Annotated in this window: 20 protein-coding genes and 3 tRNA genes; 17 read left to right on the top strand and 6 right to left on the bottom strand. The window is 53.2% G+C overall.

Features of this window, described 5'->3' with window-relative positions:
• Positions 1 to 324: 324 nt before the first annotated feature.
• The 6 genes from OXI60_03565 to OXI60_03540 all read left to right on the top strand — a co-directional run bounded on the left by OXI60_03565 (position 325) and on the right by OXI60_03540 (position 10,597).
• On the top strand, positions 325 to 3,030 hold the full coding sequence (locus OXI60_03565) for an MFS transporter (GenBank protein MDE0308894.1): 2,706 nt from the start codon (positions 325 to 327) through the stop codon (positions 3,028 to 3,030).
• Between the two features lie 63 nt (positions 3,031 to 3,093).
• Positions 3,094 to 6,840, top strand: a complete 3,747-nt coding sequence (locus tag OXI60_03560) for a nitrate reductase subunit alpha (GenBank protein ID MDE0308893.1) — start codon at positions 3,094 to 3,096, stop codon at positions 6,838 to 6,840.
• Entirely contained in the window at positions 6,837 to 8,366 is a 1,530-nt protein-coding gene (gene narH / locus OXI60_03555; protein MDE0308892.1) for a nitrate reductase subunit beta, read from the top strand. The genes OXI60_03560 and narH overlap by 4 nt, the downstream gene beginning before the upstream one ends.
• Positions 8,363 to 9,082: a nitrate reductase molybdenum cofactor assembly chaperone gene (gene narJ / locus OXI60_03550; GenBank protein ID MDE0308891.1), complete on the top strand. Its 720-nt coding sequence runs from the start codon at positions 8,363 to 8,365 to the stop codon at positions 9,080 to 9,082. Before narH ends, narJ begins: the two co-directional genes overlap by 4 nt.
• A gap of 5 nt (positions 9,083 to 9,087) precedes the next feature.
• The gene (gene narI / locus OXI60_03545; protein ID MDE0308890.1) at positions 9,088 to 9,798 is read left to right on the top strand and encodes a respiratory nitrate reductase subunit gamma; all 711 of its coding nucleotides are present in this window, start codon (positions 9,088 to 9,090) and stop codon (positions 9,796 to 9,798) included.
• 7 nt (positions 9,799 to 9,805) lie between these two features.
• The gene (locus OXI60_03540; GenBank protein ID MDE0308889.1) at positions 9,806 to 10,597 is read left to right on the top strand and encodes a peptidylprolyl isomerase; all 792 of its coding nucleotides are present in this window, start codon (positions 9,806 to 9,808) and stop codon (positions 10,595 to 10,597) included.
• Positions 10,598 to 10,677: 80 nt separating this feature from the next.
• Here OXI60_03540 and OXI60_03535 read toward each other — a convergent pair whose 3' ends face one another.
• The 3 genes from OXI60_03535 to OXI60_03525 are packed head-to-tail and all read right to left on the bottom strand — an operon-like array spanning position 10,678 to position 13,488.
• Positions 10,678 to 12,378 carry a 4Fe-4S binding protein gene (locus OXI60_03535; protein ID MDE0308888.1) on the bottom strand — a complete coding sequence of 567 codons (1,701 nt, stop codon included), beginning with the start codon at positions 12,376 to 12,378 and terminating at the stop codon, positions 10,678 to 10,680.
• The gene (locus tag OXI60_03530; GenBank protein MDE0308887.1) at positions 12,375 to 12,974 is read right to left on the bottom strand and encodes a DUF3306 domain-containing protein; all 600 of its coding nucleotides are present in this window, start codon (positions 12,972 to 12,974) and stop codon (positions 12,375 to 12,377) included. Before OXI60_03530 ends, OXI60_03535 begins: the two co-directional genes overlap by 4 nt.
• A gap of 10 nt (positions 12,975 to 12,984) precedes the next feature.
• On the bottom strand, positions 12,985 to 13,488 hold the full coding sequence (locus tag OXI60_03525; protein ID MDE0308886.1) for a DUF3305 domain-containing protein: 504 nt from the start codon (positions 13,486 to 13,488) through the stop codon (positions 12,985 to 12,987).
• 96 nt (positions 13,489 to 13,584) lie between these two features.
• Here OXI60_03525 and OXI60_03520 point away from each other — a divergent pair, with 96 nt between their 5' ends.
• Genes OXI60_03520 through nagZ form a run of 6 tightly spaced genes read left to right on the top strand, consistent with a single transcriptional unit; the run spans position 13,585 to position 18,296 of the window.
• Entirely contained in the window at positions 13,585 to 14,466 is an 882-nt protein-coding gene (locus OXI60_03520; GenBank protein ID MDE0308885.1) for a formate dehydrogenase accessory sulfurtransferase FdhD, read from the top strand.
• A 6-nt stretch (positions 14,467 to 14,472) separates the two neighbouring features.
• Positions 14,473 to 15,492, top strand: a complete 1,020-nt coding sequence (gene lpxK, locus OXI60_03515; GenBank protein ID MDE0308884.1) for a tetraacyldisaccharide 4'-kinase — start codon at positions 14,473 to 14,475, stop codon at positions 15,490 to 15,492.
• Positions 15,456 to 16,238, top strand: a complete 783-nt coding sequence (gene kdsB / locus OXI60_03510; GenBank protein MDE0308883.1) for a 3-deoxy-manno-octulosonate cytidylyltransferase — start codon at positions 15,456 to 15,458, stop codon at positions 16,236 to 16,238. Before lpxK ends, kdsB begins: the two co-directional genes overlap by 37 nt.
• Positions 16,235 to 16,756: a low molecular weight phosphotyrosine protein phosphatase gene (locus tag OXI60_03505; GenBank protein MDE0308882.1), complete on the top strand. Its 522-nt coding sequence runs from the start codon at positions 16,235 to 16,237 to the stop codon at positions 16,754 to 16,756. The genes kdsB and OXI60_03505 overlap by 4 nt, the downstream gene beginning before the upstream one ends.
• 14 nt (positions 16,757 to 16,770) lie before the next feature.
• Positions 16,771 to 17,262, top strand: coding sequence for a L,D-transpeptidase (locus OXI60_03500; protein ID MDE0308881.1), 492 nt, complete (start codon positions 16,771 to 16,773; stop codon positions 17,260 to 17,262).
• Positions 17,259 to 18,296 carry a beta-N-acetylhexosaminidase gene (gene nagZ, locus OXI60_03495; GenBank protein MDE0308880.1) on the top strand — a complete coding sequence of 346 codons (1,038 nt, stop codon included), beginning with the start codon at positions 17,259 to 17,261 and terminating at the stop codon, positions 18,294 to 18,296. Before OXI60_03500 ends, nagZ begins: the two co-directional genes overlap by 4 nt.
• Before the next feature lie 37 nt (positions 18,297 to 18,333).
• Here the strand turns inward: nagZ and efp are convergent, their stop codons facing one another.
• Complete coding sequence (gene efp / locus OXI60_03490; protein MDE0308879.1) at positions 18,334 to 18,897, bottom strand: elongation factor P; 564 nt, start codon at positions 18,895 to 18,897, stop codon at positions 18,334 to 18,336.
• Positions 18,898 to 18,997: 100 nt separating this feature from the next.
• Here efp and uvrC point away from each other — a divergent pair, with 100 nt between their 5' ends.
• The 3 genes from uvrC (at position 18,998) to OXI60_03475 (ending at position 21,614) form a co-directional block, all read left to right on the top strand.
• Entirely contained in the window at positions 18,998 to 20,839 is a 1,842-nt protein-coding gene (gene uvrC, locus OXI60_03485; protein MDE0308878.1) for an excinuclease ABC subunit UvrC, read from the top strand.
• Complete coding sequence (pgsA, locus tag OXI60_03480) at positions 20,836 to 21,450, top strand: CDP-diacylglycerol--glycerol-3-phosphate 3-phosphatidyltransferase (GenBank protein ID MDE0308877.1); 615 nt, start codon at positions 20,836 to 20,838, stop codon at positions 21,448 to 21,450. The genes uvrC and pgsA overlap by 4 nt, the downstream gene beginning before the upstream one ends.
• Before the next feature lie 88 nt (positions 21,451 to 21,538).
• Positions 21,539 to 21,614: transfer RNA gene (locus tag OXI60_03475), tRNA-Gly, on the top strand.
• Positions 21,615 to 21,706: 92 nt separating this feature from the next.
• Here OXI60_03475 and OXI60_03470 read toward each other — a convergent pair.
• On the bottom strand, positions 21,707 to 22,018 hold the full coding sequence (locus tag OXI60_03470) for a hypothetical protein (GenBank protein MDE0308876.1): 312 nt from the start codon (positions 22,016 to 22,018) through the stop codon (positions 21,707 to 21,709).
• A gap of 347 nt (positions 22,019 to 22,365) precedes the next feature.
• Here OXI60_03470 and OXI60_03465 point away from each other — a divergent pair.
• Both OXI60_03465 and OXI60_03460 read left to right on the top strand, forming a co-directional pair.
• Positions 22,366 to 22,439: transfer RNA gene (locus OXI60_03465), tRNA-Cys, on the top strand.
• 31 nt (positions 22,440 to 22,470) lie between these two features.
• Positions 22,471 to 22,557: transfer RNA gene (locus tag OXI60_03460), tRNA-Leu, on the top strand.
• A gap of 18 nt (positions 22,558 to 22,575) precedes the next feature.
• Here the strand turns inward: OXI60_03460 and OXI60_03455 are convergent.
• Positions 22,576 to 23,115 carry a TIGR00730 family Rossman fold protein gene (locus OXI60_03455; GenBank protein MDE0308875.1) on the bottom strand — a complete coding sequence of 180 codons (540 nt, stop codon included), beginning with the start codon at positions 23,113 to 23,115 and terminating at the stop codon, positions 22,576 to 22,578.
• Positions 23,116 to 23,360: the final 245 nt, after the last annotated feature.

Genomic DNA, 23,360 nt, shown 5'->3' with positions numbered 1-23,360 from the left:
CTCAACGCATATGATGTCTGTTGTCAGGCAGTCGACCAGTCGCTCGGTGAGAATTGCGATACAGCCGGCTTTTCCGCACTTGAAATTGCTGATTTTGATGTTGGATAATTTACCCGTGTGCAGCAGGGGACTTATTGAAGTTCTTGTGGTTCATCTGATCATGTCCGCTTGGGACCACAAACAGAACTTATTGCTTCAGTCTTGGCAGGCCTGCAAGTCAACATGAATGGATTCCAATCTCAATGAACGGGATGTCCCGTTCGCTCGAGAGAATAGCAAGACTATGGATATGGACAATGCAAATTTTGCAGGAAAGGTAGAATCGTGATCAGCGAAAATTCCGATGTAACTCAAGGCGACCAAAACTGGGCGCTGGGACTCAGTACAGTTGCGTTCACCGTTTGTTTTGCGGTCTGGACGATATTCTCAATTATCGGCGTACAGATCAAGGATGATCTGGGGCTTTCAGATACGCAGTTCGGGCTTTTGGTGGGCACGCCCATTCTCACCGGTTCACTCAGCCGCATTTTTCTCGGCATCTGGGCGGATCAGTACGGTGGCCGCATGGTTTTCTTTTTCGTCATGCTGGCAGCGGCATTCGCCACCTGCCTTCTCAGTCTGGCCGATTCGTATGGAATGATGCTTGTCGCGGCGCTGGGAGTCGGTCTGGCCGGCGGATCGTTTGCGGTCGGAATCGCCTACGTTTCCAGATGGTATCCGTCCGAAAGACAGGGCTCAGCGCTTGGAATTTTCGGGGTGGGCAACGTGGGTGCCGCGGTGACCAAGTTCAGCGCACCGTTTGTGATGGTCGCTTTCGGCTGGAAGTCCGTCGCCCTGATCTGGGCGGCTGCATTGGTGGTCATTGCATTCATCTTCCTGTTCACGACCAAGGACGATCCGGTTGTGGTTGCCAGACGCAAATCCGGACAAAAGCCGCGTTCGACACTGCTTGAGCTCGAGCCTTTGAAAAACATCCAGGTCTGGCGATTTTCGTTGTATTACTTTTTTGTGTTTGGCGCTTTCGTTGCGCTGGCTTTGTGGCTGCCGCGCTATCTGGTCGGGGTGTACGGTCTGGATATCAAGACTGCCGGTGTGCTGGCTGCTTTTTATTCCATACCTGCCAGCATATTCAGAGCCTATGGCGGTAGGTTGTCAGACCGCTATGGTGCGCGTCGAGTCATGTACTGGACATTCGGTGTCTGTGTTCTGTTTACCTTTCTATTGTCTTATCCGGATACTCAGTATGTTATTCAGGGCATTGATGGGCCGATTTCATTTTCGATGTCCATGGGTCTTGCGCCATTTGTCATTCTCGTCTTCGTACTGGGTTTTTTCATGTCATTGGGCAAGGCGGCAGTCTTCAAGCACATACCTGTGTACTATCCGAACCACGTGGGTGCGGTGGGTGGACTTGTCGGCATGATCGGGGGATTGGGGGGATTTGTCCTGCCGCTGGCGTTCGGTGTGATGAATGACATGACAGGTATCTGGACATCCAATTTCATGTTGCTGTTCCTATTGGTCTCTGCGGCGTTGATGTGGATGCATGTCTCGATCTTGCGCATGGAGCGAGAGGCCTTGCCCGAGAAAATGAAAGAACTCCCGCAATTGCCTGAGATGGAAGAGATTCACGAAACCCGGCACGTTGAGGCAATGTCACCGACATTGGACGAATGGAATCCCGAAGATGAGGATTTTTGGAAAACAACCGGTCGTCGGATTGCCCAGCGCAATCTTTGGATCTCCATACCCTGTCTGCTGTTGGCGTTTGCCGTCTGGCTGGTCTGGAGTGTGGTGGTTGCCAAGCTGCCGTCCATCGGGTTCAACTACACCACGGATCAGTTGTTTTGGCTGGCCGCTCTGCCGGGCGTATCCGGCGCCACGCTGAGGATCTTTTATTCGTTCATGGTGCCGATATTTGGAGGTCGGCTGTGGACCACGGTTTCCACTGCGTCCTTATTGATTCCGGCCATTGGCATCGGTTATGCGGTACAGGACCCCAATACACCCTACGCTATCTTTCTCGTGCTGGCGCTTCTTTGTGGCCTGGGTGGTGGAAATTTCGCCTCCTCGATGTCCAATATCAGCTTCTTCTTTCCGCGGGCCCAGAAAGGACAGGCCCTGGCCATGAATGCGGGTCTGGGAAACGCCGGTGTCAGCGTCATGCAGTTTGCTGTGCCCCTGATCATCACAGCAGGTGTTTTCGGAGCGTTGGGTGGTGCACCGCAGGGGGTTGCAGATGGGACTCAGTTGTGGTTGCAAAACGCCGGCTTCATCTGGGTGCCGTTTTTGCTGGTATCCTCCGCTGCGGCCTGGTTTGGCATGAACGACATCTCGTCGGCCAAGGCATCATTCAAAGAGCAGTCGATCATCTTCAAGCGCACGCACAACTGGATCATGTGCTGGCTCTACACCGGCACATTCGGATCCTTTATCGGATTTTCCGCTGGATTTCCGTTGCTTGCGAAAACCCAGTTCCCTTCGGTCGATTCGCTTCAGTATGTATTTCTCGGTCCGCTCATCGGTGCCCTGTCCCGTGCCGCCACAGGATGGATTGCTGACCGCTATGGCGGCGGACGGGTGACGTTCTGGACATTCCTGTTCATGATTGCTGCGGTGGGCGGTGTGATTTACTTCATTGGAATCAAGGACCATCCGGGCGCATTCTGGGGCTTTTTCTCCATGTTCATGCTATTGTTTCTCGCAACCGGTGTGGGCAACGCCTCGACATTCCAGATGATCCCGATCATCATGGCGGGCCAGGTCCGGAAACTGATGCCATCATTGTCAGCGCAGGACAGTCAGAGGCAGTCGGAAAAAGAGTCCGCCGCAATCATTGGATTCACCTCGGCAATTGCCGCGTACGGGGCTTTCTTCATTCCGAAATCCTATGGCACGTCGATATCCCTGACCGGCGGACCCACCGCGGCGTTGTGGGGATTTTTGTTATTCTATGTTACCTGTGCACTGTTGACATGGTATGTCTATACCCGAAGAGGAGGGCTTTTGCATGACATTGAACGCAAATGAGATGAGGGGACCGGTTTCCCGTCAGCTGCCAAGTCATAATCTGAAACGCAAGCGGAGTGCGTCATGAGTTTTCTCCTTGATCGATTGAATTTTTTCACCAAGCAGTCTGCGCAACCCTATTCTGATGGGCATGGGGTCACCACAAACGAAAACAGGGATTGGGAAACGACCTATCGCAACCGCTGGCAGCATGACAAGATTGTTCGCTCAACCCACGGCGTGAACTGTACCGGCTCGTGCTCCTGGAAGATTTTTGTCAAGGGCGGCATCGTGACCTGGGAGACGCAGCAGACGGACTATCCGCGCACGCGTCCGGAGATGCCGAATCATGAGCCGCGAGGATGTTCCCGCGGCGCGAGTTACAGCTGGTACCTGTATTCGGGCAACCGTTTGAAATACCCGCTGATACGTTCTCGACTTCTGAAGTCATGGCGCGAGGCCCGAAAGACCCTGCAGCCGGTCGCTGCATGGAAGTCCATTGTTGAGGACCCTGACAAGCGTTCTGACTATATCAAGGTCCGCGGTCACGGTGGGTTTGTACGCGCCGACTGGGATGAGGCTGCTGAACTCATTGCCTCGGCCAATGCCTACACGATCAAGACGCATGGACCGGACCGAATCAACGGGTTCTCACCGATTCCAGCAATGTCAATGGTGTCTTATGCGGCAGGCTCCCGATATTTGTCTCTGCTCGGCGGAGTCAGCATGTCGTTTTATGATTGGTATTGCGACCTGCCGCCATCCTCACCACAAACCTGGGGCGAGCAGACGGATGTTCCGGAATCTGCGGACTGGTACAACTCCGGATTTCTCATGTTGTGGGGTTCGAATGTACCGCAAACTCGTACGCCCGATGCGCATTTTTACACCGAGGCGCGCTATCGAGGGGCCAAGTCCGTCGTCGTTTCTCCGGACTACAGTGAGGCCGCGAAGTTCGCTGACCTGTGGATGAGTCCGAGACAGGGGACAGACTCAGCGCTGGCGATGGCGCTTGGCCATGTAATCTTGCGAGAGTTTCATCTTGATCGTTCCAGTGAATACTTTACGGACTATTGTCGTCGTTACTCGGATATGCCGATGCTGGTGCGACTGGTGGAGAAAGACGGTCACTTTGTCGCTGAGCGAATGGTGCGGGCTTCCGACTTTGACGACTGTCTGGGAGAGACAAACAATCCGGAATGGAAAACAGTTGCGTTTGACAGCGCTTCGGGAAAGGTTGTGGTGCCGCTGGGCGCAGTCGGGTTTCGCTGGGGTGAGAAGGGCAAATGGAATCTTGAGTCCATGGATTCTTCCGGTTCGGATGTTGAACTGCGCCTGACCAATATGGATGACGGGGCCCGGGACGGTGTGGTCGAGGTTGGATTTCCCTATTTTGGCAATCGACAACACGATTATTTTGAAGGAACCGATCATCCTGATGTGTTGGTGCGTCGGGTTGCGGCCAGGCGTATTCAGCTGAGGGAAAGCGAGGTCTGGGTTGCTACAGTATTTGACCTGTTTGTCTCAAACTACGGGCTTGATCGGGGACTGGGTGGCGATCATGTTGCAAGTTCCTATGACGACAATGTGCCTTACACTCCGGCATGGGCAGAGTCGATCACAGGAGTGCAGGCAGATACGATTGTGACGGTGGCGCGGGAGTTTGCCCTGAATGCTGAAAAGACGGAAGGTCGCTCGATGGTGATACTTGGTGCCGGATTGAACCATTGGTTTCACATGGACATGAATTACCGCGGCATCATCAATCTGCTGGTCATGTGTGGCTGTGTCGGCAAATCCGGTGGTGGTTGGTCTCATTATGTCGGACAGGAGAAACTGCGGCCGCAAACCGGCTGGCTGCCGCTTGCGTTTGCCTTGGACTGGGGACGCCCGCCGCGTCAGATGAATTCCACATCATTCTGGTATGCGCATACCGACCAGTGGCGATACGAGACACTGGGCATTGATGAGATACTCTCGCCTACGGCACCCGAGGGCCCGTGGGACGGTACCTTGATTGACTACAACGTGCGGGCGGAGCGGATGGGCTGGCTGCCGTCGGCGCCGCAACTTAAGACCAATCCATTGACGATTGCCCGACAGGCAAAGCAAGCGGGCATGGAAATTCCGGATTTTGTTGTTGAAAAATTCAAGAGCGGGGAGCTTCCCATGTCCTGTGAGGACCCCGATGACCCGGATAATTGGCCGAGAAACCTGTTTGTCTGGCGGTCCAATCTGCTTGGTTCTTCGGGTAAGGGACATGAGTACTTTCTCAAGCATCTGCTTGGAACCAGCCACGGTGTGCAGAATCGGGATCTGGGCGAGACCGGCGGACACAAGCCGCTGGAAGTCGCTTGGCACGAATCTGCACCGGAGGGCAAGCTTGATCTGCTTGTCACTCTGGACTTCAGGATGTCGACGACGTGCATGTATTCGGACGTTGTATTGCCGACTGCGACGTGGTACGAGAAAAATGATCTGAACACTTCCGACATGCATCCGTTCATTCATCCGCTGTCTTCAGCGGTGGATCCGGTCTGGGAGTGTCGCAGCGACTGGGAGATCTACAAATCCATTGCCAGGAAGTTTTCCGAGGTTGCGCCCGAGGTGCTGGATGTGGAGACCGACGTTGTTCTGGTGCCGATTTTGCACGACACTCCGGCGGAAATCGCCCAGCCCTTGGAAGTTCAAGACTGGAGGCGGGGGCAGACTGAGCCCGTTCCGGGCCGGACCATGCCCGGGATTGCTGTCGTCGAGCGAGATTATCCCAACGTGTACAAGCGGTTTACGGCACTGGGCCCGCTGATGAACAAACTTGGCAATGGCGGCAAGGGCATTGCCTGGAACACCGAGCATGAAGTGGACTATCTGGGACAGCTCAATGGCGTGGTGAATGACGAAGGACCGACACAGGGCATGCCGCGGATTGAAAGTGATATTGATGCCACTGAAGTCATTTTGTCGCTGGCGCCTGAGACCAATGGAGAGGTTGCGGTCAAGGCCTGGACTGCGCTTTCAGGCGCGACCGGTCGTGACCACGCGCATCTTGCTATTCCAAAGGAAGACGAGAAAATTCGTTTCCGTGACGTTGTCTCCCAGCCGAGAAAGATCATCTCATCGCCGACCTGGTCCGGGATTGAGTCCGAGAGTGTGTGTTACAACGCAGGTTATACGAACGTGCATGAGCTGATCCCCTGGCGGACGCTCAGTGGACGGCAGCAGCTTTACCAGGACCATGCGTGGATGCAGGCGTTCGGTGAGAGTCTGTGTGTCTACCGTCCGCCGATCGATACCAAGACCATCAAGCCGATCATCGATGAAAAAGATGACGGTATGCCACAGGTGGTGCTGAATTTCATCACCCCGCACCAGAAATGGGGCATTCACTCAACCTATACGGACAACTTGCTGATGTTGACACTGTCGCGTGGCGGTCCCATTGTCTGGTTGTCTGAAACAGACGCCCGCAAGGCGGGCATATCGGATAACGACTGGGTGGAAGCTTACAATGTGAACGGGGCGCTGGTTGCCCGCGCGGTAGTTTCCCAACGTATACGGGAGGGAACGCTGTTCATGTACCATGCCCAGGAAAAGATTGTCAATGTACCCGGCTCACCGGTCACCGGTCAGCGCGGGGGCATCCACAACTCAGTGACTCGTGCGGTGTTGAAACCGACTCATATGATCGGAGGCTATGCCCAGCAATCTTGGGGGTTCAACTATTACGGCACAGTCGGCTCAAATCGCGATGAATTCGTCATAGTCCGTAAAATGAAAAAGGTCGATTGGATGGAAAGACCGTTTACCGAAAAGATGGAGGCTGCACAATGAAAGTACGTGCTCAAATCGGCAAGGTGCTCAATCTTGATAAATGCATTGGGTGTCATACCTGCTCGGTGACCTGCAAGAACGTCTGGACCAGCCGGGAAGGCATGGAGTATGCCTGGTTCAACAATGTGGAGACCAAGCCGGGTATCGGGTATCCCAAGAACTGGGAAAATCAGAAGCGATGGAAGGGCGGATGGACGCGAAAGAGTTCCGGTGATATTGAGCCGCGCATGGGTGCGAAGTGGCGGATCCTGGCCAACATCTTTGCCAATCCCGACCTGCCGGAGATTGATGACTATTATGAGCCGTTCACTTTCGATTACGAGCACCTGCAGACTGCCGATGAAAGTCAGGCAATGCCAACCGCCCGCCCGCGCTCACTGATAACGGGTGAGCGGATGGAAAAAATCGAGTGGGGTCCGAATTGGGAGGAGATTCTGGGCGGTGAGTTTTCCAAGCGGTCCGAAGACTATAACTTTGAAGGCATCGAGAAGGAGATTTACGGACAGTTCGAAAATACATTCATGATGTATTTGCCGCGACTTTGCGAGCACTGTCTTAATCCGACCTGTGTGGCGGCCTGTCCGTCCGGTGCCATTTACAAGCGCGAAGATGATGGCATTGTCCTGATTGATCAGGAGAAGTGCCGGGGCTGGAGAATGTGTGTATCCGGTTGTCCCTATAAGAAGATTTACTATAACTGGTCATCGGGCAAATCAGAAAAGTGCATATTCTGCTATCCAAGAATTGAGGCTGGAGAGCCAACGGTGTGCTCTGAGACCTGTGTTGGCAGAATCCGATACCTGGGTGTCATTCTCTATGACGCCGACAGGATTCGTGAAGCGGCCTCGGTGGAGGATGAACAGGATTTGTACGAAGCGCAGCTTGATGTGTTTCTGGATCCAAATGATCCCGAGGTGATTGCCCAGGCGCGTGCAGACGGGGTACCTGAGGCATGGCTGGATGCCGCCCGGCGCTCACCAGTGTGGAAACTTGCGATGGACTGGAAGATTGCGTTCCCGCTTCATCCAGAGTATCGGACCCTGCCGATGGTCTGGTATGTGCCCCCGCTGTCGCCGATTCAGTCCTCAGCACAAGCGGGCAAGATCGGCATTGATGGTGAGATGCCTGATGTTCGCTCGCTTCGCATTCCGATTCGCTATCTGGCGAATCTGCTGACTGCGGGTCAGGAAGAGCCGATTGCAAATGCGCTTGAACGAATGCTTGCCATGCGGGGCTATATGCGGTCCAAAACGGTCGATGGCGTCATCAATATGGAGATCGCGCAGCGCGTGGGGATGACTCCCGGCCAAATCGAGGACATGTATCAACTTATGGCCATTGCCAATTATGAAGATCGGTTTGTCATCCCGACCGCCCATCGGGAAACAGCCGAAGACGCTTATGACTTGCGCGGAGGGTGTGGATTCAGTTTTGGCAACGGTTGCTCGGGAGGCACATCACCGACCAACATTTTTGCGACCACTGTGCGCAAGAAGGTGCGCACGCCAACGGAGTTTATCCGATGATCAAGACGTTCAAGGTATTGTCGGCGGTGCTGTCTTATCCGTCTGTTGATCTGCAGGCGGCGGTCGACGATATGAAGTCTGCGGTCCGGGAAGAGGCGTTGCTGGCTCCTGAGCTGATCGAATCCTTGTCTGCATTTCTGAACGAGTTTTCGCACACCGACCTTTATGAGTTGCAGGAACGTTATGTTCTGCTGTTTGATCGCACACGGAGTCTGTCATTGCATCTATTCGAACACATTCACGGAGAGAGCCGCGAACGCGGTCAGGCGATGGTTGATCTTGCCGAGCAATACAGGCAGAAGGGCCTGGTGATCTCCAATCGGGAACTGCCGGACTATCTGCCGCTGTTTCTGGAATACCTGTCAACCATGGAGATGCCTGAAGCGCGGGATGTGTTGGCGCAGCCACTGCATATCATTGCGGCGCTCGGGCAGCGTTTGCAACGGCGGGACAGCAGCTACGCAGTGCCATTTGCGGCACTCGAAGGCCTCGCAGCCCTGGTGCCGGAGTCACAGGCTGTGCAGGCGATTTTGGACGAATTGGAGGACAATCCTGAAGATTTTGAGCAATTGGATCAGATTTGGCAGGAATCTGAAGTTGTCTTTGGACCCGGCACGGGTCAGGACAGTGGGTGTCCGCAGGATTCGCCGGGTTTGTCGAGCGTCCGGGTTGCCGTTCCAAGTCAGACAATGAAACAAGCTTCATCCAAGCATTAATCGATATGGCCAGTTATATGCATACCCTGATTTTCGGCTACTACCCCTATGTGGCCTTGGTTGTACTCCTGATTGGAAGCATCGTGCGTTATGATCGCGAACCTTACACCTGGCGTTCGGGGTCGAGTCAGCTGTTGCGTCGGCGACAGTTGATTGTCGGGTCGGTGCTGTTTCATGTTGGCGTCCTGATTGTGTTTTTTGGACACTTGGTCGGCCTGCTAACGCCGATCGAGGTATTCGATGCAATCGGAATCAGTCATGGTTTCAAGCAGCTGGCAGCGATTGTGGTTGGCGGCATCGCGGGTGTCATGGCGGTTGTTGGCGCAACGCTTCTGCTAATGCGAAGGTTGTTTGACCCGCGAATTCGAGCCACCTCAAGTTTTTCGGACACTTCGATACTGATTCTTCTTTACGTTCAATTGCTGTTGGGCCTGGCAACGATATTGGTATCGGTCCAGCACCTGGACGGCGAAGAGATGGTGAGATTCATGGAATGGTCGCAGGCGATATTCACATTTCGCAGTGGTGCGGCTGATCATATTGCGCATGTGCACTGGATATTCAAACTTCATTTGTTCATCGGGCTGACCATATTCCTGCTCTTTCCGTTTACCCGGCTCGTTCATATGCTGAGTGCGCCAGTTCGGTACCTTTGGCGACCTGGCTACCAGATCACCCGCAGCAAGCAGAAAGCCAATCCAACTGCCCGAGGCTGACTGACAGATGCTGCGGGGTTCCATCCTCGTCAATGGTGTTGAGATTTCGACGGAAGCCGTTGCGGCGGAAAGTCAGCACCATCCGGCAGCCAATCCACAGGATGCGCAACAGGCGGCGGCACGGGCGTTGGTGGTGCGTGAGCTGCTGTTACAGGAAGCCAATCGGTCGGAATTGATTCCGGAGCCGAAAGCCGATTCACAAGGGAATGTTGAAACGGACGATGAGGCGCTGGTCAGGCAGTTACTTGAGCAGGTGATTGACATACCGGATGCGAATGATACCGAGTGTCGTCGATATTACGATCAGCATCTTGAGAGATTTCAAAGTCCTGACCGGTACGAGCCGAGACACATATTGCTGAGTGCTGATCCCAAAGATGAGAAGGCCTATGCAGCGGCGGTCAGCAAGGCTGAAAATTTGATTGCACAATTGCAGGAGTCGCCGGATCAATTTGAGGATTGCGCCCGAAAGCACTCGGATTGCGAATCAGCAAAAGACGGCGGAGATCTTGGCGAAGTGATTCAAGGTCAGACATCGGATGCAGTTGACCGGTGTCTCGTGCAACTTGAAGAGGGGGAGCTTCATTCCCAGCCAATTGAGGCCCCTTATGGTGTTCACGTTCTGCAACTGATTCGAAAGACGTCTGGACAGACGCTCAGATTTGATGCGGTGCAGGGGAAAATTGCTGAGTATCTCGAAGAAAGCAGCTGGCGTCAGGCGATCACCCAGTACATTGAAATGCTGTTCGGGCAAGCGGCAATTGAAGGGACGACCTATCAGGAACTGATGGATGATTGATGCCTGATTCAGTTACTACAAACGGGTTCGAAGACAACGCTGACAAGACGATGTGCAGTTAATGGTTTTGCTCCTCTCTACTAGATTTTGTTCCGCGGAAATCCTCCTTCAGCCGCGAACATGTCTTTGACCCGGCAGTCCTCGCACATTTCAAGCCGGGCGACCGCTTCCGGATCCTGGAACATCCAGTGACCCTTGAGTTTGTCCTTCATTGTTCTCAGCATGGCACTGGTTGCGAATGCCTTGCCGCAGACTCGACAATGAAACGGTGCATCCTCATTCATTGTTCGAGCTCTCATTCTTGAGTCCGTGTCAAACAGATACCGCTGACTTCGGGTGATCGAACTTTCCGGACAGGCCGACTCACACAAGCCGCACTGAACACAATTGTTCTCAATGAATGCAAGTTTCGGCACTTCGCCGCCGGCCTCAAGCGCGGACGCAGGACAGACGGATACGCAGCCCATGCACAGAGTGCAGGTGTCGGTGTCCACCATGATCTGTCCAAAGGGCGAATGACCTGGCAGGTTAATCGAGTCCGGCTGCTTCGGCGATTGCGAGTGCAGATGCTCCAGGGCGATTCGCATATCCGTTCGCTTGATTCCAGTCGGCGCGAATTTTGCCGGACTGATATCCATTTGTGCCAGTTGCTGAATCGCTGATTCCGATACTTCGCGGTCTTCGTCTGTCTGCATGAGCTGTATGGGGTGGAACGAGTGACCCATGCCCTCTAGAAACCGGTCCAGTATCTCGATCTGATGTTCAAGTTCTTGACGCACAGACTGTGCGACATCCGAACACAGTACGGCCGCCCCGGCTGCACCATAGGCGAGTAGCGAGAAGAATATGTCAAGCCCAAGGGCGCCAACTTCCTCTACCTGAACCGGCAGGATATTCTCACCCATCTCGGTAATCTGGGCAGATACGATCGGAGTTCCTCCCTCCCGGTCGTAAAAGAGCACGACGGCGTTGTGACCGCCATTTTCACGATATCTCAGCAACAACTGTCGCAAAACGTCAAGTTGATTTTCTGATGGCGGGTAAGCATAGGTGGCAGCACCTGTGGGACAGGCTGCTGCACAGACACCGCCGCCCTGGCACAGATGGGAATTGAATTCGATGGTCTCGCCGATTGATGTGATCGCATCGGTTGGACATGCATCGATGCATCGGGTGCAGGCGACGATTCCGCTTCTGCTGTGCGCGCAGATATCCGGGTCATAATTGAAGTATTTCGGTTTTTCAAAGTTTCCGACCAGTTGCGATAACTCCTCCGCAGTTCGCCTGATACGCTTGTCGCTCTGCTCGGCGGGTTCGATTCGGAAATACCCGGGCGGTGGGACCTGTGCCTCGAACTTCGATGATTCTGACAGGTCGAGTATCAGATCGAACAAACCAGACGCAATGCCAACAGTCTTGCCAAAGTCAAACTCCCTGTCGTTCTTGAATGCGATTATGGAAAACGCACCAAGGTAACCTTGGGCAGAGAAGTCGTCGGCCGAAAACATCTGCGGGAGATATTCGGTGTCGCCCTGATGATCGGTATCGGCTTCATCATCTTCTTCGGTGATGAGCAGGTAGCAAGTCAGTTCGGTATCCACCATATTTCTCGCAGCCTTGATGGCTGAGCTTCGCGCCCCGGCGATGACAACCTGTCCCAGTGATTGATAGGCGACAAGGGAAGTTGGCGTCGGCTCAACCGACAGCGCCTCGAATGATGCGAGCCTTGCCTTCCCGTTTTCAGTCAGCGCAGGCAGTTCAAACTGTTCGGTCAAGGTCATGATGTCGAACGTTCATCCGGGTACAGCGGATCCGGTTCCCCGGCGACTTCGGAGTCAGGTGTTGACGGCTCTTCGTCATCAGGCGCCTTAACTGAATCGTCCGCTTCGCCTTCTTCACCGGCCAGCGTTTCAATCTCTTGCTGTTCCTCAACCGGTTCGGTCTCTGCCTCGAGTTTACGCCGGGCTTCCTCTTCGGCCTTCTTTCGCTCTGCGTGATACTTCATATCCGACGTGACGATGTCACCAAGTTCCTCAAATGTGGTGAAGTCGTCATCGTAGTCGTTCAACCCATCGCGCACATTGAAGACCGCTGCCTTGAACAGCCGTCGAAGCGCCAGTTTCCTGATCGATTCGTCAACCTCATCCGACATGAAAACTGAATAATCACTGTCGTCATCCAGCGACTCCAAAGACGGCAGATCAACCGGTGTCTTTTCCTCGGCCTCAACCTCTTCGCGATTGTCGTCTGTTCCCTCTGTCTGGACGATGTCCCGGGATTCTTGCATCTCGTCTGGTTGCGGCGGGTCGGATCTGCCGCTCTCCTCGCGTTCCTGGGCTTTCCGTCTCGACCACTCATGCAATCGCGATTGGGTCATCGTTGCATCCTCATTCAGTCGTTCGGTTCGGTCGCGGCTGGTTTGCTTCTTCAAACCAATTTTTACGTTTTCTTTTTTTCTTGGTTTGCGGAACGTAGTTTTCGACTATGTACTGTTCTATCTTGTCCCGGACATCAGTCGGCAAGGCCGCCGACAGGACCAGGCAGTCTGTTTCAAGATGAGCGCCGGCCTCGTCCTGCGATACGGTTGCGAAAATCGGCATCGGAACCGAATCGTCATCGACAGTATCTGTTTCAAATACTACAAATGCGTAGGGTATCTCTGAAAGGAAATTATACCAATAACCTTCGGCAGCATCTAAATGCAGCCGGAGCTGAACACCCTTCCACATGTATTGCGAGATCTTGTCTGAAGTATGGATCGGGTGAGGCCCGTCCAGGGAGGCTGGTCCTTCCGGATCAGAAAGTATCGTGGTGAGTTCCCACTGGACCGACGGCCAGCCGTTGAACGTCTTGGTATGACATTCGACGACGATCGTCAGATTGAATGTCATCACCGCGACTGATTTTTGAGGGTGCACTCCGATTCACCATGGATGTGTGGCTTTCCCTATATAATAATATGTGTAATGCGTTCAAGTAATGATTCAATGAGCGATTCCGAATCCATTGCCATGACTCCGCTGCTGTCATCAGCTGGATTGCGGCCAACGCATCCGGTTCAAGCCATCGACGAATTCGGAGATCAGCGCGACCTGCGCGTCGCCGGTGAGTTTCCCCTGACCATCAAGGTTGACGAGCGGGAAGTCGTCACCCTGATGACATTGGGCACCCATCCCGAACTGCTGACCTTGGGTTATCTTCGCAATCAGAGACTGGTCGAGTCGGTTACCGATATCAAATCGATCAGAGTCGAATGGGACCAGGAAACCGCACATGTGGAAACCCGCGCAGGGCAGGGAATCGTCGATTGGGAGAGCAAGTTGTCAAAAAGAACCGTTACGACCGGTTGCGGGCAGGGCACGATGTTCAGTTGGACGCTGAATAAGATATACGAGTCCCCATTGCCTGCGGCGTCAGTGCGCCAGTCCACGTTATATGGACTATTGAAAAACATCGCCCAATACAACGAGATCTACAAACAGGCAGGTGCGGTTCATGGTTGCGCACTTTGTGAAGATACCGAAATCGAGCTCTTTGTCGAGGATGTGGGGCGGCACAATGCCGCCGACACCATTGCCGGTCAGATGTGGATGGATGGCACCTCAGGCGGCAACAAGATCTTTTACACGACAGGTCGGCTGACATCTGAAATTGTCATGAAGGTAGCGCACATGGGCATACCGATACTACTATCCCGTTCAGGCGTTACGTTCATGGGACTGGAACTGGCACAAGACCTTCGCGTGACCATGATCGCCAGAGCCAAAGGCCGACATTTCCTGGTCTATAACGGTGCCAATACCATCGAATACGATCAGGTTCCGCAACGACGGGCAGCGATTGCGAAAAGACATCTTGCTACCGGATGACACGGAGTGACAGTCGACAGTTTCTTTCGGTCAGTCTGGAATAGCCGTAATCCCGTCGCATTGCTGTTGTGGCCTGTCAGTCTGATCTATTGCGCGATAGTGTCCCTGCGAAGGGTGGCGTACGCGAGTGGCCTTTGCCCGATTTCCCGATTCAGTGAACCGATCATCGCAGTCGGTAATATTACAGTTGGCGGAACAGGGAAGACACCGTTCACGATCTGGCTGGCCAACTATCTCAGTGAATATGGTTTCCGACCAGGTGTAGTCAGCCGCGGTTATGGCCGCCGGAATATCTCGGACACATTGATGGTCCGCTCAGACAGCAATCCTGATGAGGTTGGAGACGAGCCGCTCGTGATCGCGCAGCGGGCCCAGGTGCCAGTTGCCGTCGCCAAGAAACGTTCGGATGCCGTACGGATGCTGCTTGAGAGGACAGACTGCGACATATTTGTCTGTGACGATGCCCTCCAGCACCACTCACTCGCCGTGGATCTGTCGATTGCGCTGGTTGACGCAAAGGCCCGATTCGGTAACGGGTTTTGTCTGCCAGCCGGGCCCTTGCGTGAACCGGCGGGCCGTCTGGATTCGGTAGCTCTTAAGCTGGTAAAGGGAGCTGGACGTAGTGACGAGAACGCAATGCGATACGAAATTGCGCAGTTGGTCAATGTCAGGGATAATGGAAACAGACGGACCGTGGAATATCTCAAGGGCCAGAGGATTACGGCTGTCGCTGGAATTGCAGACCCGGATAGTTTCTTTGATATGCTGCTGAATCTGGGAGTCGAATTGACCCGGGTTCCCTTCCCGGATCATCATCAGTTTACCGAACGTGATTTCGACTCCATCGATCAGGATAATGTTACTGTGGTGATGACCGAGAAAGATGCAGTCAAGTGTCGCGGGTTCGCCCGGGATAACTGGTGGTATGTTGCAATTGACGCGACCGTTTCCGATCAGTTTGTCGTTACGCTTGCAGACAAGCTGTCAGTATGGAAAAAAACGTCGTTCCATCCCGAAAATCCATGAATTGTCCGTTCGACATCGTAATTCCAGCCCGCTACCATTCTTCAAGAATGCCTGGTAAACTACTTGAAGATATCTGTGGCAAGTCTATGATAAAACGTGTTATCGAACGTGCAAAAACGAGTGGAGCAGAAAATGTCATTGTCGCCTATGATGATGAGAGAATCGGTCCGGAGATTGAATCTGTTTCGGGTGCTGTTGCGTGCAAGACCTCATTTGATCATCCCAGCGGAACCGATCGCGTTGCTGAAGCGGTCGCCACATTGGGCTTGCCGAATGATCGCATCGTTGTCAATCTCCAGGGAGATGAGCCGCTCATCCCGCCGGCACTGATTGATCGGGTTGCCGCGGCACTGTCTGAAGCCGATGAGGCCGCGGTGGCGACAGCGGCCAAACCTCTTCGATGTCACTCGGAGCTCCGGGATCCGAATATTGTCAAATGTGTAGTGGACCACAATTCGTATGCCTTGTATTTCTCCCGTTCAGCCATTCCGTGGCACACATCGCAGACGATCGAAAGTGAGATCGCTTTTCATCATATCGGAATCTACGCCTATTACGCGGGTTACCTGGTGCAGCATGCCCAACGGGAAGTCTGTCCGCTCGAGGCGGCCGAAAGACTGGAGCAATTGAGGGTGATGTATAACGGTGATAGAATCATCGTTGTCATCGAAGAAAGTTACGAATCACTGGGGATCGATACACCTCAGGATTTGGAGTACGCCAGACAACTGCTTGCGGACCGATGAATATCGAAAGTTCAATCAGCCGAGCACCCGGGGGAAGACAGTATGGTGTGCTGTTTGTGTGTCTGGGCAACATCTGCCGCTCACCTTCTTCCGAAGGAGTCTTCCGCAGTATGGTCGAAAGCCGTTCGCTTGATTGCGAGATCAAGGTGGATTCGGCCGGAACCGCGGGATACCACGTAGGTGCGCGGCCTGATTCGCGAGCGATCGAAGCGGCGGCAAAACGAGGAGTCTGCATCTCAAACTTGCGGGCGCGAAGGGTGAATCTTCAGGATTACGCGAAATTTGACTACATCATCGCGATGGACCTGTTCAACTATGAGGACCTTGTATCGCTGGCCCCGTCGGACTACAAGGGGCGGATCTGTCTGTTTATGGATTTTGCGCCACAATGGGAAGCACGGGAGATTCCAGATCCGTACTATGGTGGCGGCGAAGCATTTGAGCTGATGTTGGACATGATTGAAGCCGCTTCGAAAGGGCTGATTGAGGACATCCGCAAACGGACGTCAAGTCTTTGAGATTCGATATTGAGATGTATATTGAAGTTCATATACCCGACCAGAATCTGATCGCGTTTGGAAACGGGGGAGAAGTCCTGATGAACACAAAGGTGTCGACCGCAAGAAACGGGGCGGGGGAGCAGATCAACAGTTGGCGGACACCGCGGGGCTGGCATAGCATCAGGGCAATGATCGGGAAGCATGCACCGGAAAACACCGTGTTTGTAAGACGCCGGCCGACAGGGGAAATCTATTCTGATAAGTTGGCCAGACAAAATCCGCAAAGAGATTGGATTCTGACCCGGATTTTATGGTTGAGCGGTCTGGAGCCGGGATTCAATCGACTCGGCGATCGGGACACCATGCGACGTTTTATTTACATCCACGGCTGTCCTGACAGCGATCCCGTTGGTGTTGAGGGCTCCTCGGGGTGCATCAAGATGCGCAATGCACAGATTCTAAAGTTATTTGAACTCGTTGAGGTGGGCACGCTGGTCTATGTCAACGACGGCAGTTCGACATGAGTCCGTCTGACAATCAACAGTTGGGCCCTGTGATGACAGCCATCGCGGGCAGGCAGTTGTCAGCGACCGACCGGGAACGTTTGCTTAGCCCAATCATCGGTGGCGTCGTGCTGTTCGACCGAAACTATGAATCTCCTGAACAGATGCGGCACCTTGCCGACGAGATTCACGCCTTGCGGTCTCCAGCCCTGCTCATTGCGGTGGATCAGGAAGGAGGCCGGGTCCAGCGACTGAAAACCCACATGACCCGGTTGCCTCCACAGGCCGTATATGGCCGAATTTACGACGAAAATCCGGACTTTGGTTGTGATGTTGCGGAATTTGGTGGTTATCTGATGGCGACTCAGGTGCTGGAGACAGGCATCGACATCAGTTTTTCGCCGGTGCTTGATGTCGTTACCACGCAATCGGAAGTGATCGGCGACCGAGCCTTTCACTCCGATCCGAATGCAGTGGCGCTGTTGGCTGAATCATGGATTCGCGGTATGCAGAAGGCTGGTATGAAGTCAGTTGGAAAACATTTTCCCGGACACGGTGGCGTTGCCGGTGATACGCATTTTGAATGCCCTGAAGACAATCGAAGTATCCAGGAAATCCTGAACTGCGATCTCGTGCCCTACCGACGGCTTGGTGAAAGACTGTCTTCCGTCATGACAGCTCACGTGCTCTATCCGGACTGCACCTCGGCGATTCCAACTTATTCCTCGTTCTGGTTGGATCATATGCTGCGGGAAGTACTGGCGTTTTACGGTCCGATCTTCAGTGATGACCTGTCGATGTCAGCTGCCGAAGAGGCGGGTGATATCGATACCCGTCTGTATGCGAGTCTGACCAGTGGTTGCGATATCGCATTGATCTGCCAGAGCGAAAGCGATACAGACAAAGCGATTGATCACCTGACGAAAAACAGTTACTGGCGGGACCCGACCTGGCAGTATGCCCAACTGAAGCCGGACACCGCGGACACCGCGGAACAGATATCAGGCGAGAGGGAGAAGTTTCTCGAAATCGTCGATCATTACAAGGAATCCTGACTCCGGTTTGGCAGTCGCCCTGAATCCCGGCCGATTCTCAGTTTGCGCGTTCAATATATTCCCCCGATTCCGTATTCACTTTCACACGGTCACCGACATTGACAAATGTCGGTACATTGACCCGGATGCCAGTCTCGACCGTTGCCGGTTTGGATGACCCGGCCGCAGTTTGCCCTTTGACGACTGTTTCAGTTTCGATGACTTCCAAGGCCACATTGTCGGGGAGTTCAACGCCGATCGGCGAGTCGTTGTACAGGTTGATCTGAACTTCGATGTCAGGAATCAGATAACCAACCTGATCGCTCAGTTCCTCAGCACTGAGTTCGGTCTGTTCGTACGAATTCATATCCATAAAGATATATCGATCCGCTTCCTGATACAGATACTGCATCTTCCTGAACTCCACATGCGCCTTTTCCACCTTGTCGTCAGAACGAAATCGCTCATTGCGCTTGGTTCCCTGAGATATGTCCTTCATTTCCAACTGGACGAATGCACCGCCTTTGCCCGGTTTGACATGGGTCTTACGAAGAATTTTCCATAGCGAGCCGTCAATGGAGAGCAAGTTTCCTACCTTGACTTCGAACGCGGATAATTTCATTAGTACTATCTCCTTCGGTAATTCAACTAAAATCTAACCCAAAACACTCAGGACATCCTGTAACTGCTGACTCGATACCCCAACCAGTCACATCCCTGCCATGAAAGATCAGCCAGTCACGACTCCCGGTACCGGCACCAATCAATTCCTCAAAGGTGTTTCCACATCGTGTGGTGTTTACGTCATGAGAGACAAGGATGGGTTGCCATTGTACATCGGCAAGGCAAAAAATCTCAGAAACCGTCTGCGCTCGTATTTCCGGTTGACTGGACTTTCCTACAGGATCGAGACGGTCATGCAACAGATGACCGAAATCGAGACGATCGTCACGAAATCCGAAACGGAAGCGCTGCTGTTGGAAAACAATCTGATCAAGTCAGCCAAACCCAGATACAACATCAACCTGCGCGATGACAAGAGTTATCCGTATATCCGTCTGGACGACTCCCATGAGTTTCCAAAACTGATGTTCTATCGAGGGAACAGAAAAGAGCCTGGAAGATATTTCGGACCATTCAGCAGTGCGGCAGCAGTGCGGGCGACGCTCTCTCAGTTGCAGAAGGTATTTCCGGTGCGGCAGTGTCGGGATTCATTCTATCTTCACCGTTCCAGGCCGTGTCTGCAATATCAGATACAAAGATGCACGGCACCGTGCGTTGGACTGGTGGACCGCGACAGCTATATGGATGATGTGGAACAAGTCGAGCGCTTTCTCATGGGAAAGAACCGGGATCTGAATAACTTGCTGGTCAGCCGGATGGAGCATTGCGCAGCTGACCGGGATTTTGAGCAAGCCGCAGAGTACAGGGATCGAATCGCCGCGATCCAACGTCTGAGAGAATCGCAGACAGTGGAAGGAGGGGATTCGGATGTCGATGTGATCTCGGCTATCAGTGCCGGCGGCATAATTTGTATCCAATTGGTCATTTTTCGCAGCGGACGCAACATCGACTATCGGAACTACTTCCCGAAAATCAAAGTTGAGGTCGATGTCGGGGATGTCCTGTCCGAGTTTATCCCCAGGTACTATCTGGATCGCGACGTTCCACCAATGATTCTTGTCAATCATCGCATCGACGACAAACAGCTGATCGAGCACACCTTGCTGGAGCAACGTGGCCGGCAGGTGGAAATTCGGCTGCCTCAGCGCGGGAGAAAGGTCAAGCTTGTGAAGATGGCGATCGCAAACGCTGAAGATGCATTGCGTCGACGATTGGATGACAAGCACTCGCTGATCCGAAGATATGCCGCGTTGACCGAGATGCTCCGTCTCGATGCAGTCCCGGAGCGTATGGACTGCTTTGACATCAGTCATACGTTCGGTGAAAAAGCGGTCGCCTCATGTGTGGTATTTGACCAAAACGGCCCCCTGAAATCTGATTACAGAAGCTTCAATCTTCATGTTCCGACAGCCGGCGATGATTACGCAGCGCTTCGAGAGGCGCTGACTCGACGGTACAGCAAGGTCAGGGACGGCAACGGCAAGATGCCGGACCTGGTATTGATCGACGGCGGAAAGGGGCAGTTGGGCTGTGCGGTCGATGTGATGGATGAGTTGCAGATTTCCGACATCAGATTGGCTGCGATCTCAAAAGGCAAAGAGCGTAAGGCTGGCGCGGAGCAGGTCTGGACACCGGAGTCAGACGGTCCTGTGCCCATCAACCCTACGGCATTGCTGGTTCTGCAACAGATTCGGGACGAAGCTCACAGGTTCGCATTGCTCGGTCACCGAAGTCGACGGGATAAGGCAAGAAAGCAGTCTGTCCTGGAACGTATACCGGGTATCGGCAACAAGCGCAGGTCGAATTTGCTCAAGCATTTCGGCGGATTGCAAGGGATCTCGCGGGCCGGGGTCGAAGAAATTGAAAGTGTGCCCGGAATATCGTCTAAACTTGCACATGCCATCCACTACGAAATTCACGGAGATCAATCTTCAGAATGATTCTGACTTTGCCCAACATACTGACTTTTGCACGTATTGTTGCCATTCCCATTTTTGTTGGAGCTTATTTTTTGTCATCCGACGGCAGCAACAATGTAGTCGTCATCGTATTTGTTCTCGCCGCGGTGACTGACTGGCTGGATGGATTTCTGGCGAGAATACTGAAAAAAACATCCACCTTCGGCGCATTTCTAGATCCGGTAGCTGACAAGTTGATGGTTTGCACAGCATTGGTGTTACTGGTTTCGGACCATCAGCTCGCCGATGAATTGATGTTCAATGTCGTGTTTGTGGTTTCAATTCTGATAATCGTGGGGCGGGAAGTCTCCGTTGTTGCGTTGCGGGAGTGGATGGCGGAGTTGGGGAATCGTGCCAGTGTCGCGACTTCCTACCTCTCAAAAGGCAAGACCATGATGCAGATGATCGCAATTGTTCTGTTGCTGTATGGACAGCCGGTCGGGGAGTTCCAGACATTGATCGCCGGGGAATTACTGCTGTACGTCGCCGCTACATTGACGATCTGGACGATGACGATCTATCTTCGGGCAGCAGTACCGACGTTGATGTCGACAGATCGGGATACAGGCTCAGAGTCGGATTTGCCGGACTGAACCCCGAGAAAAATTCCATTGTAATTTGGCAGCACAATTCTTAAAATAATTCGCTCTGACTTTGTGGCAACAGGCACATGATTGTCGAGCGGGAATAGCTCAGCTGGTAGAGCGCAACCTTGCCAAGGTTGAGGTCGCGAGTTCGAACCTCGTTTCCCGCTCCAGATTTCCAGCCGCTGATATTCGTCTGCGGTGAACCTTCCGATTGCATCTGGCCGGTCCCAGACTTATGGGTATATCTAAAGTCGGGGACGACTCACTCCGACCCCGCGGAAAATCGGCCACTTCGAAATGCATCAGGCCCAGCCAATTCCATGCAAAAACTGTCGACAGCCAGCTTCCCGACCGCAAGCATCTTCCAATCGGCCCAGGCCAATCGATTGAATCCCGGCTTGTTGAATTCAACTGAATCCCATCTTTCCCCCGAAGCCAGAGGAGCCACTTCTGTCTTTGCCGAGTTTGCGGCAACCGCGGTGGTGCGCTCTTCAGCAACTGATGCAGTACGAACTGCGATCCGGCGCAACCGGACCGTCTGCAGATTCAAATTGACGGTCAAGTTCCTGTTCATGAGTGCAGTTACCCGTTGGGATCACCGAAAAATCCGATGGACCTGGATGAGGTTGTGACGAAGTTCGCTGCGAATTCGAGACTCACGGTTGAATCGTTCGATTACCTTTTGAAATGGCCTGAAACTGCCGATTTGCGTGAATATTTTGACAGTTCCCAACTCATTGCGCAAGACTGAGATCAGACCGAAGCAGTCCTCTCGGATACAGGAAAATCTACAGTATGCGGTAGCGTGAAGTTCATTTTCTTGGGTTAAAATTGTTTATCATGATCAGCATTGGAACGACAAATTCCTCTGACAGCCAGTTATTCGACAGGTTGTCAGTTTTCCTCATCTGATTCTTTCTTGGCCGAGTGGCAGAGGGGTTATGCAGCGGCCTGCAAAGCCGTCTACGCCGGTTCGAATCCGACCTCGGCCTCCAGTTTATCGTTCTATACTTGTATTCTGACAATGCCCGGGTGGCGAAATTGGTAGACGCAAGGGACTTAAAATCCCTCGGGATAACTCCCGTGCCGGTTCGAGTCCGGCCTCGGGCACCAACAGTTGCCTGAGCACAGTCAGCACATCGCAACGAGAGTGTCTACCAGTGATTCGACTTCGTCTTCAATAATGATGCTGTCAACCCATTGTTGCGAGACGAACCCTTGCTGTTGCTGGTGCGCCAGCAACTGCTTGAGAACCTCGTAATATCCTGACGTGTTCAACATGCCAACTGGTTTGTCATGGTATTTCAGCATATTCCATACCAGGACGGTAAACAGTTCCTCGAGCGTTCCAAAGCCACCCGGCAGGGCGATAAAGGCATCAGACCGCTCAAACATGATGTGTTCCCTTTCCGCAAGTGTATCGACATAAATCAGTTCTGAAATGCTATCCTCAGGAACTTCGACTTGCAGAAGCTGTCTGGGGATCACGCCTGTAACCTTACCGCCGGCCTCCATCGCGCTGCGGGCGAGTGTTCCCATCAGTCCGATGGACGCACCGCCATATACGAGTCCGATATTCCGGGATGCCAGATAACGGCCCATTTTTTGGGCGTCTTCCTGATATCGCTCGGATTGTCCTGACTGTGAGCCAAGAAACACACAAATTTGCATCACTGATGGAACTGAGTTGGTTGCAAGAAGTCAAAGGGAAATAGTATCGATGCGTCATTTTATCCATTGCGGATTCCAGACTTCCAAACAATTCCCTGATTCGCAAAGTGTCCGACGTTGCCGATGAATGCGAATCGCACGGCCCAATTCCAGCGCAATCTCACCGACGGCGTTCTCCGACTCGAAAAAAATGCCCTGAAATCGCGTTAGAGCATTATTTTCGCATCAACAGCCCGATTCTGGCG

This window comes from Acidiferrobacterales bacterium (genome assembly GCA_028820695.1).
GTDB lineage: Bacteria > Pseudomonadota > Gammaproteobacteria > Arenicellales > JAJDZL01 > JAJDZL01.
Note: the sequence above shows the minus strand (reverse complement) of the source record. Positions and strands in the feature narration are given on the sequence as shown.

Coding starts and splice junctions, on each gene's coding strand:
- OXI60_03500 (MDE0308881.1), top strand. CDS start 16,771: ATGTATATTGAAGTTCATATACCCGACCAGAATCTGATCGCGTTTGGA.
- OXI60_03535 (MDE0308888.1), bottom strand. CDS start 12,378: ATGACCTTGACCGAACAGTTTGAACTGCCTGCGCTGACTGAAAACGGG.
- OXI60_03560 (MDE0308893.1), top strand. CDS start 3,094: ATGAGTTTTCTCCTTGATCGATTGAATTTTTTCACCAAGCAGTCTGCG.
- narJ (MDE0308891.1), top strand. CDS start 8,363: ATGATCAAGACGTTCAAGGTATTGTCGGCGGTGCTGTCTTATCCGTCT.
- nagZ (MDE0308880.1), top strand. CDS start 17,259: ATGAGTCCGTCTGACAATCAACAGTTGGGCCCTGTGATGACAGCCATC.
- OXI60_03505 (MDE0308882.1), top strand. CDS start 16,235: ATGAATATCGAAAGTTCAATCAGCCGAGCACCCGGGGGAAGACAGTAT.
- OXI60_03540 (MDE0308889.1), top strand. CDS start 9,806: ATGCTGCGGGGTTCCATCCTCGTCAATGGTGTTGAGATTTCGACGGAA.
- uvrC (MDE0308878.1), top strand. CDS start 18,998: ATGAAAGATCAGCCAGTCACGACTCCCGGTACCGGCACCAATCAATTC.
- efp (MDE0308879.1), bottom strand. CDS start 18,897: ATGAAATTATCCGCGTTCGAAGTCAAGGTAGGAAACTTGCTCTCCATT.
- narH (MDE0308892.1), top strand. CDS start 6,837: ATGAAAGTACGTGCTCAAATCGGCAAGGTGCTCAATCTTGATAAATGC.
- pgsA (MDE0308877.1), top strand. CDS start 20,836: ATGATTCTGACTTTGCCCAACATACTGACTTTTGCACGTATTGTTGCC.
- OXI60_03525 (MDE0308886.1), bottom strand. CDS start 13,488: ATGACATTCAATCTGACGATCGTCGTCGAATGTCATACCAAGACGTTC.
- OXI60_03520 (MDE0308885.1), top strand. CDS start 13,585: ATGAGCGATTCCGAATCCATTGCCATGACTCCGCTGCTGTCATCAGCT.
- OXI60_03470 (MDE0308876.1), bottom strand. CDS start 22,018: ATGAACAGGAACTTGACCGTCAATTTGAATCTGCAGACGGTCCGGTTG.
- OXI60_03455 (MDE0308875.1), bottom strand. CDS start 23,115: ATGCAAATTTGTGTGTTTCTTGGCTCACAGTCAGGACAATCCGAGCGA.
- narI (MDE0308890.1), top strand. CDS start 9,088: ATGGCCAGTTATATGCATACCCTGATTTTCGGCTACTACCCCTATGTG.
- kdsB (MDE0308883.1), top strand. CDS start 15,456: ATGGAAAAAAACGTCGTTCCATCCCGAAAATCCATGAATTGTCCGTTC.
- OXI60_03530 (MDE0308887.1), bottom strand. CDS start 12,974: ATGACCCAATCGCGATTGCATGAGTGGTCGAGACGGAAAGCCCAGGAA.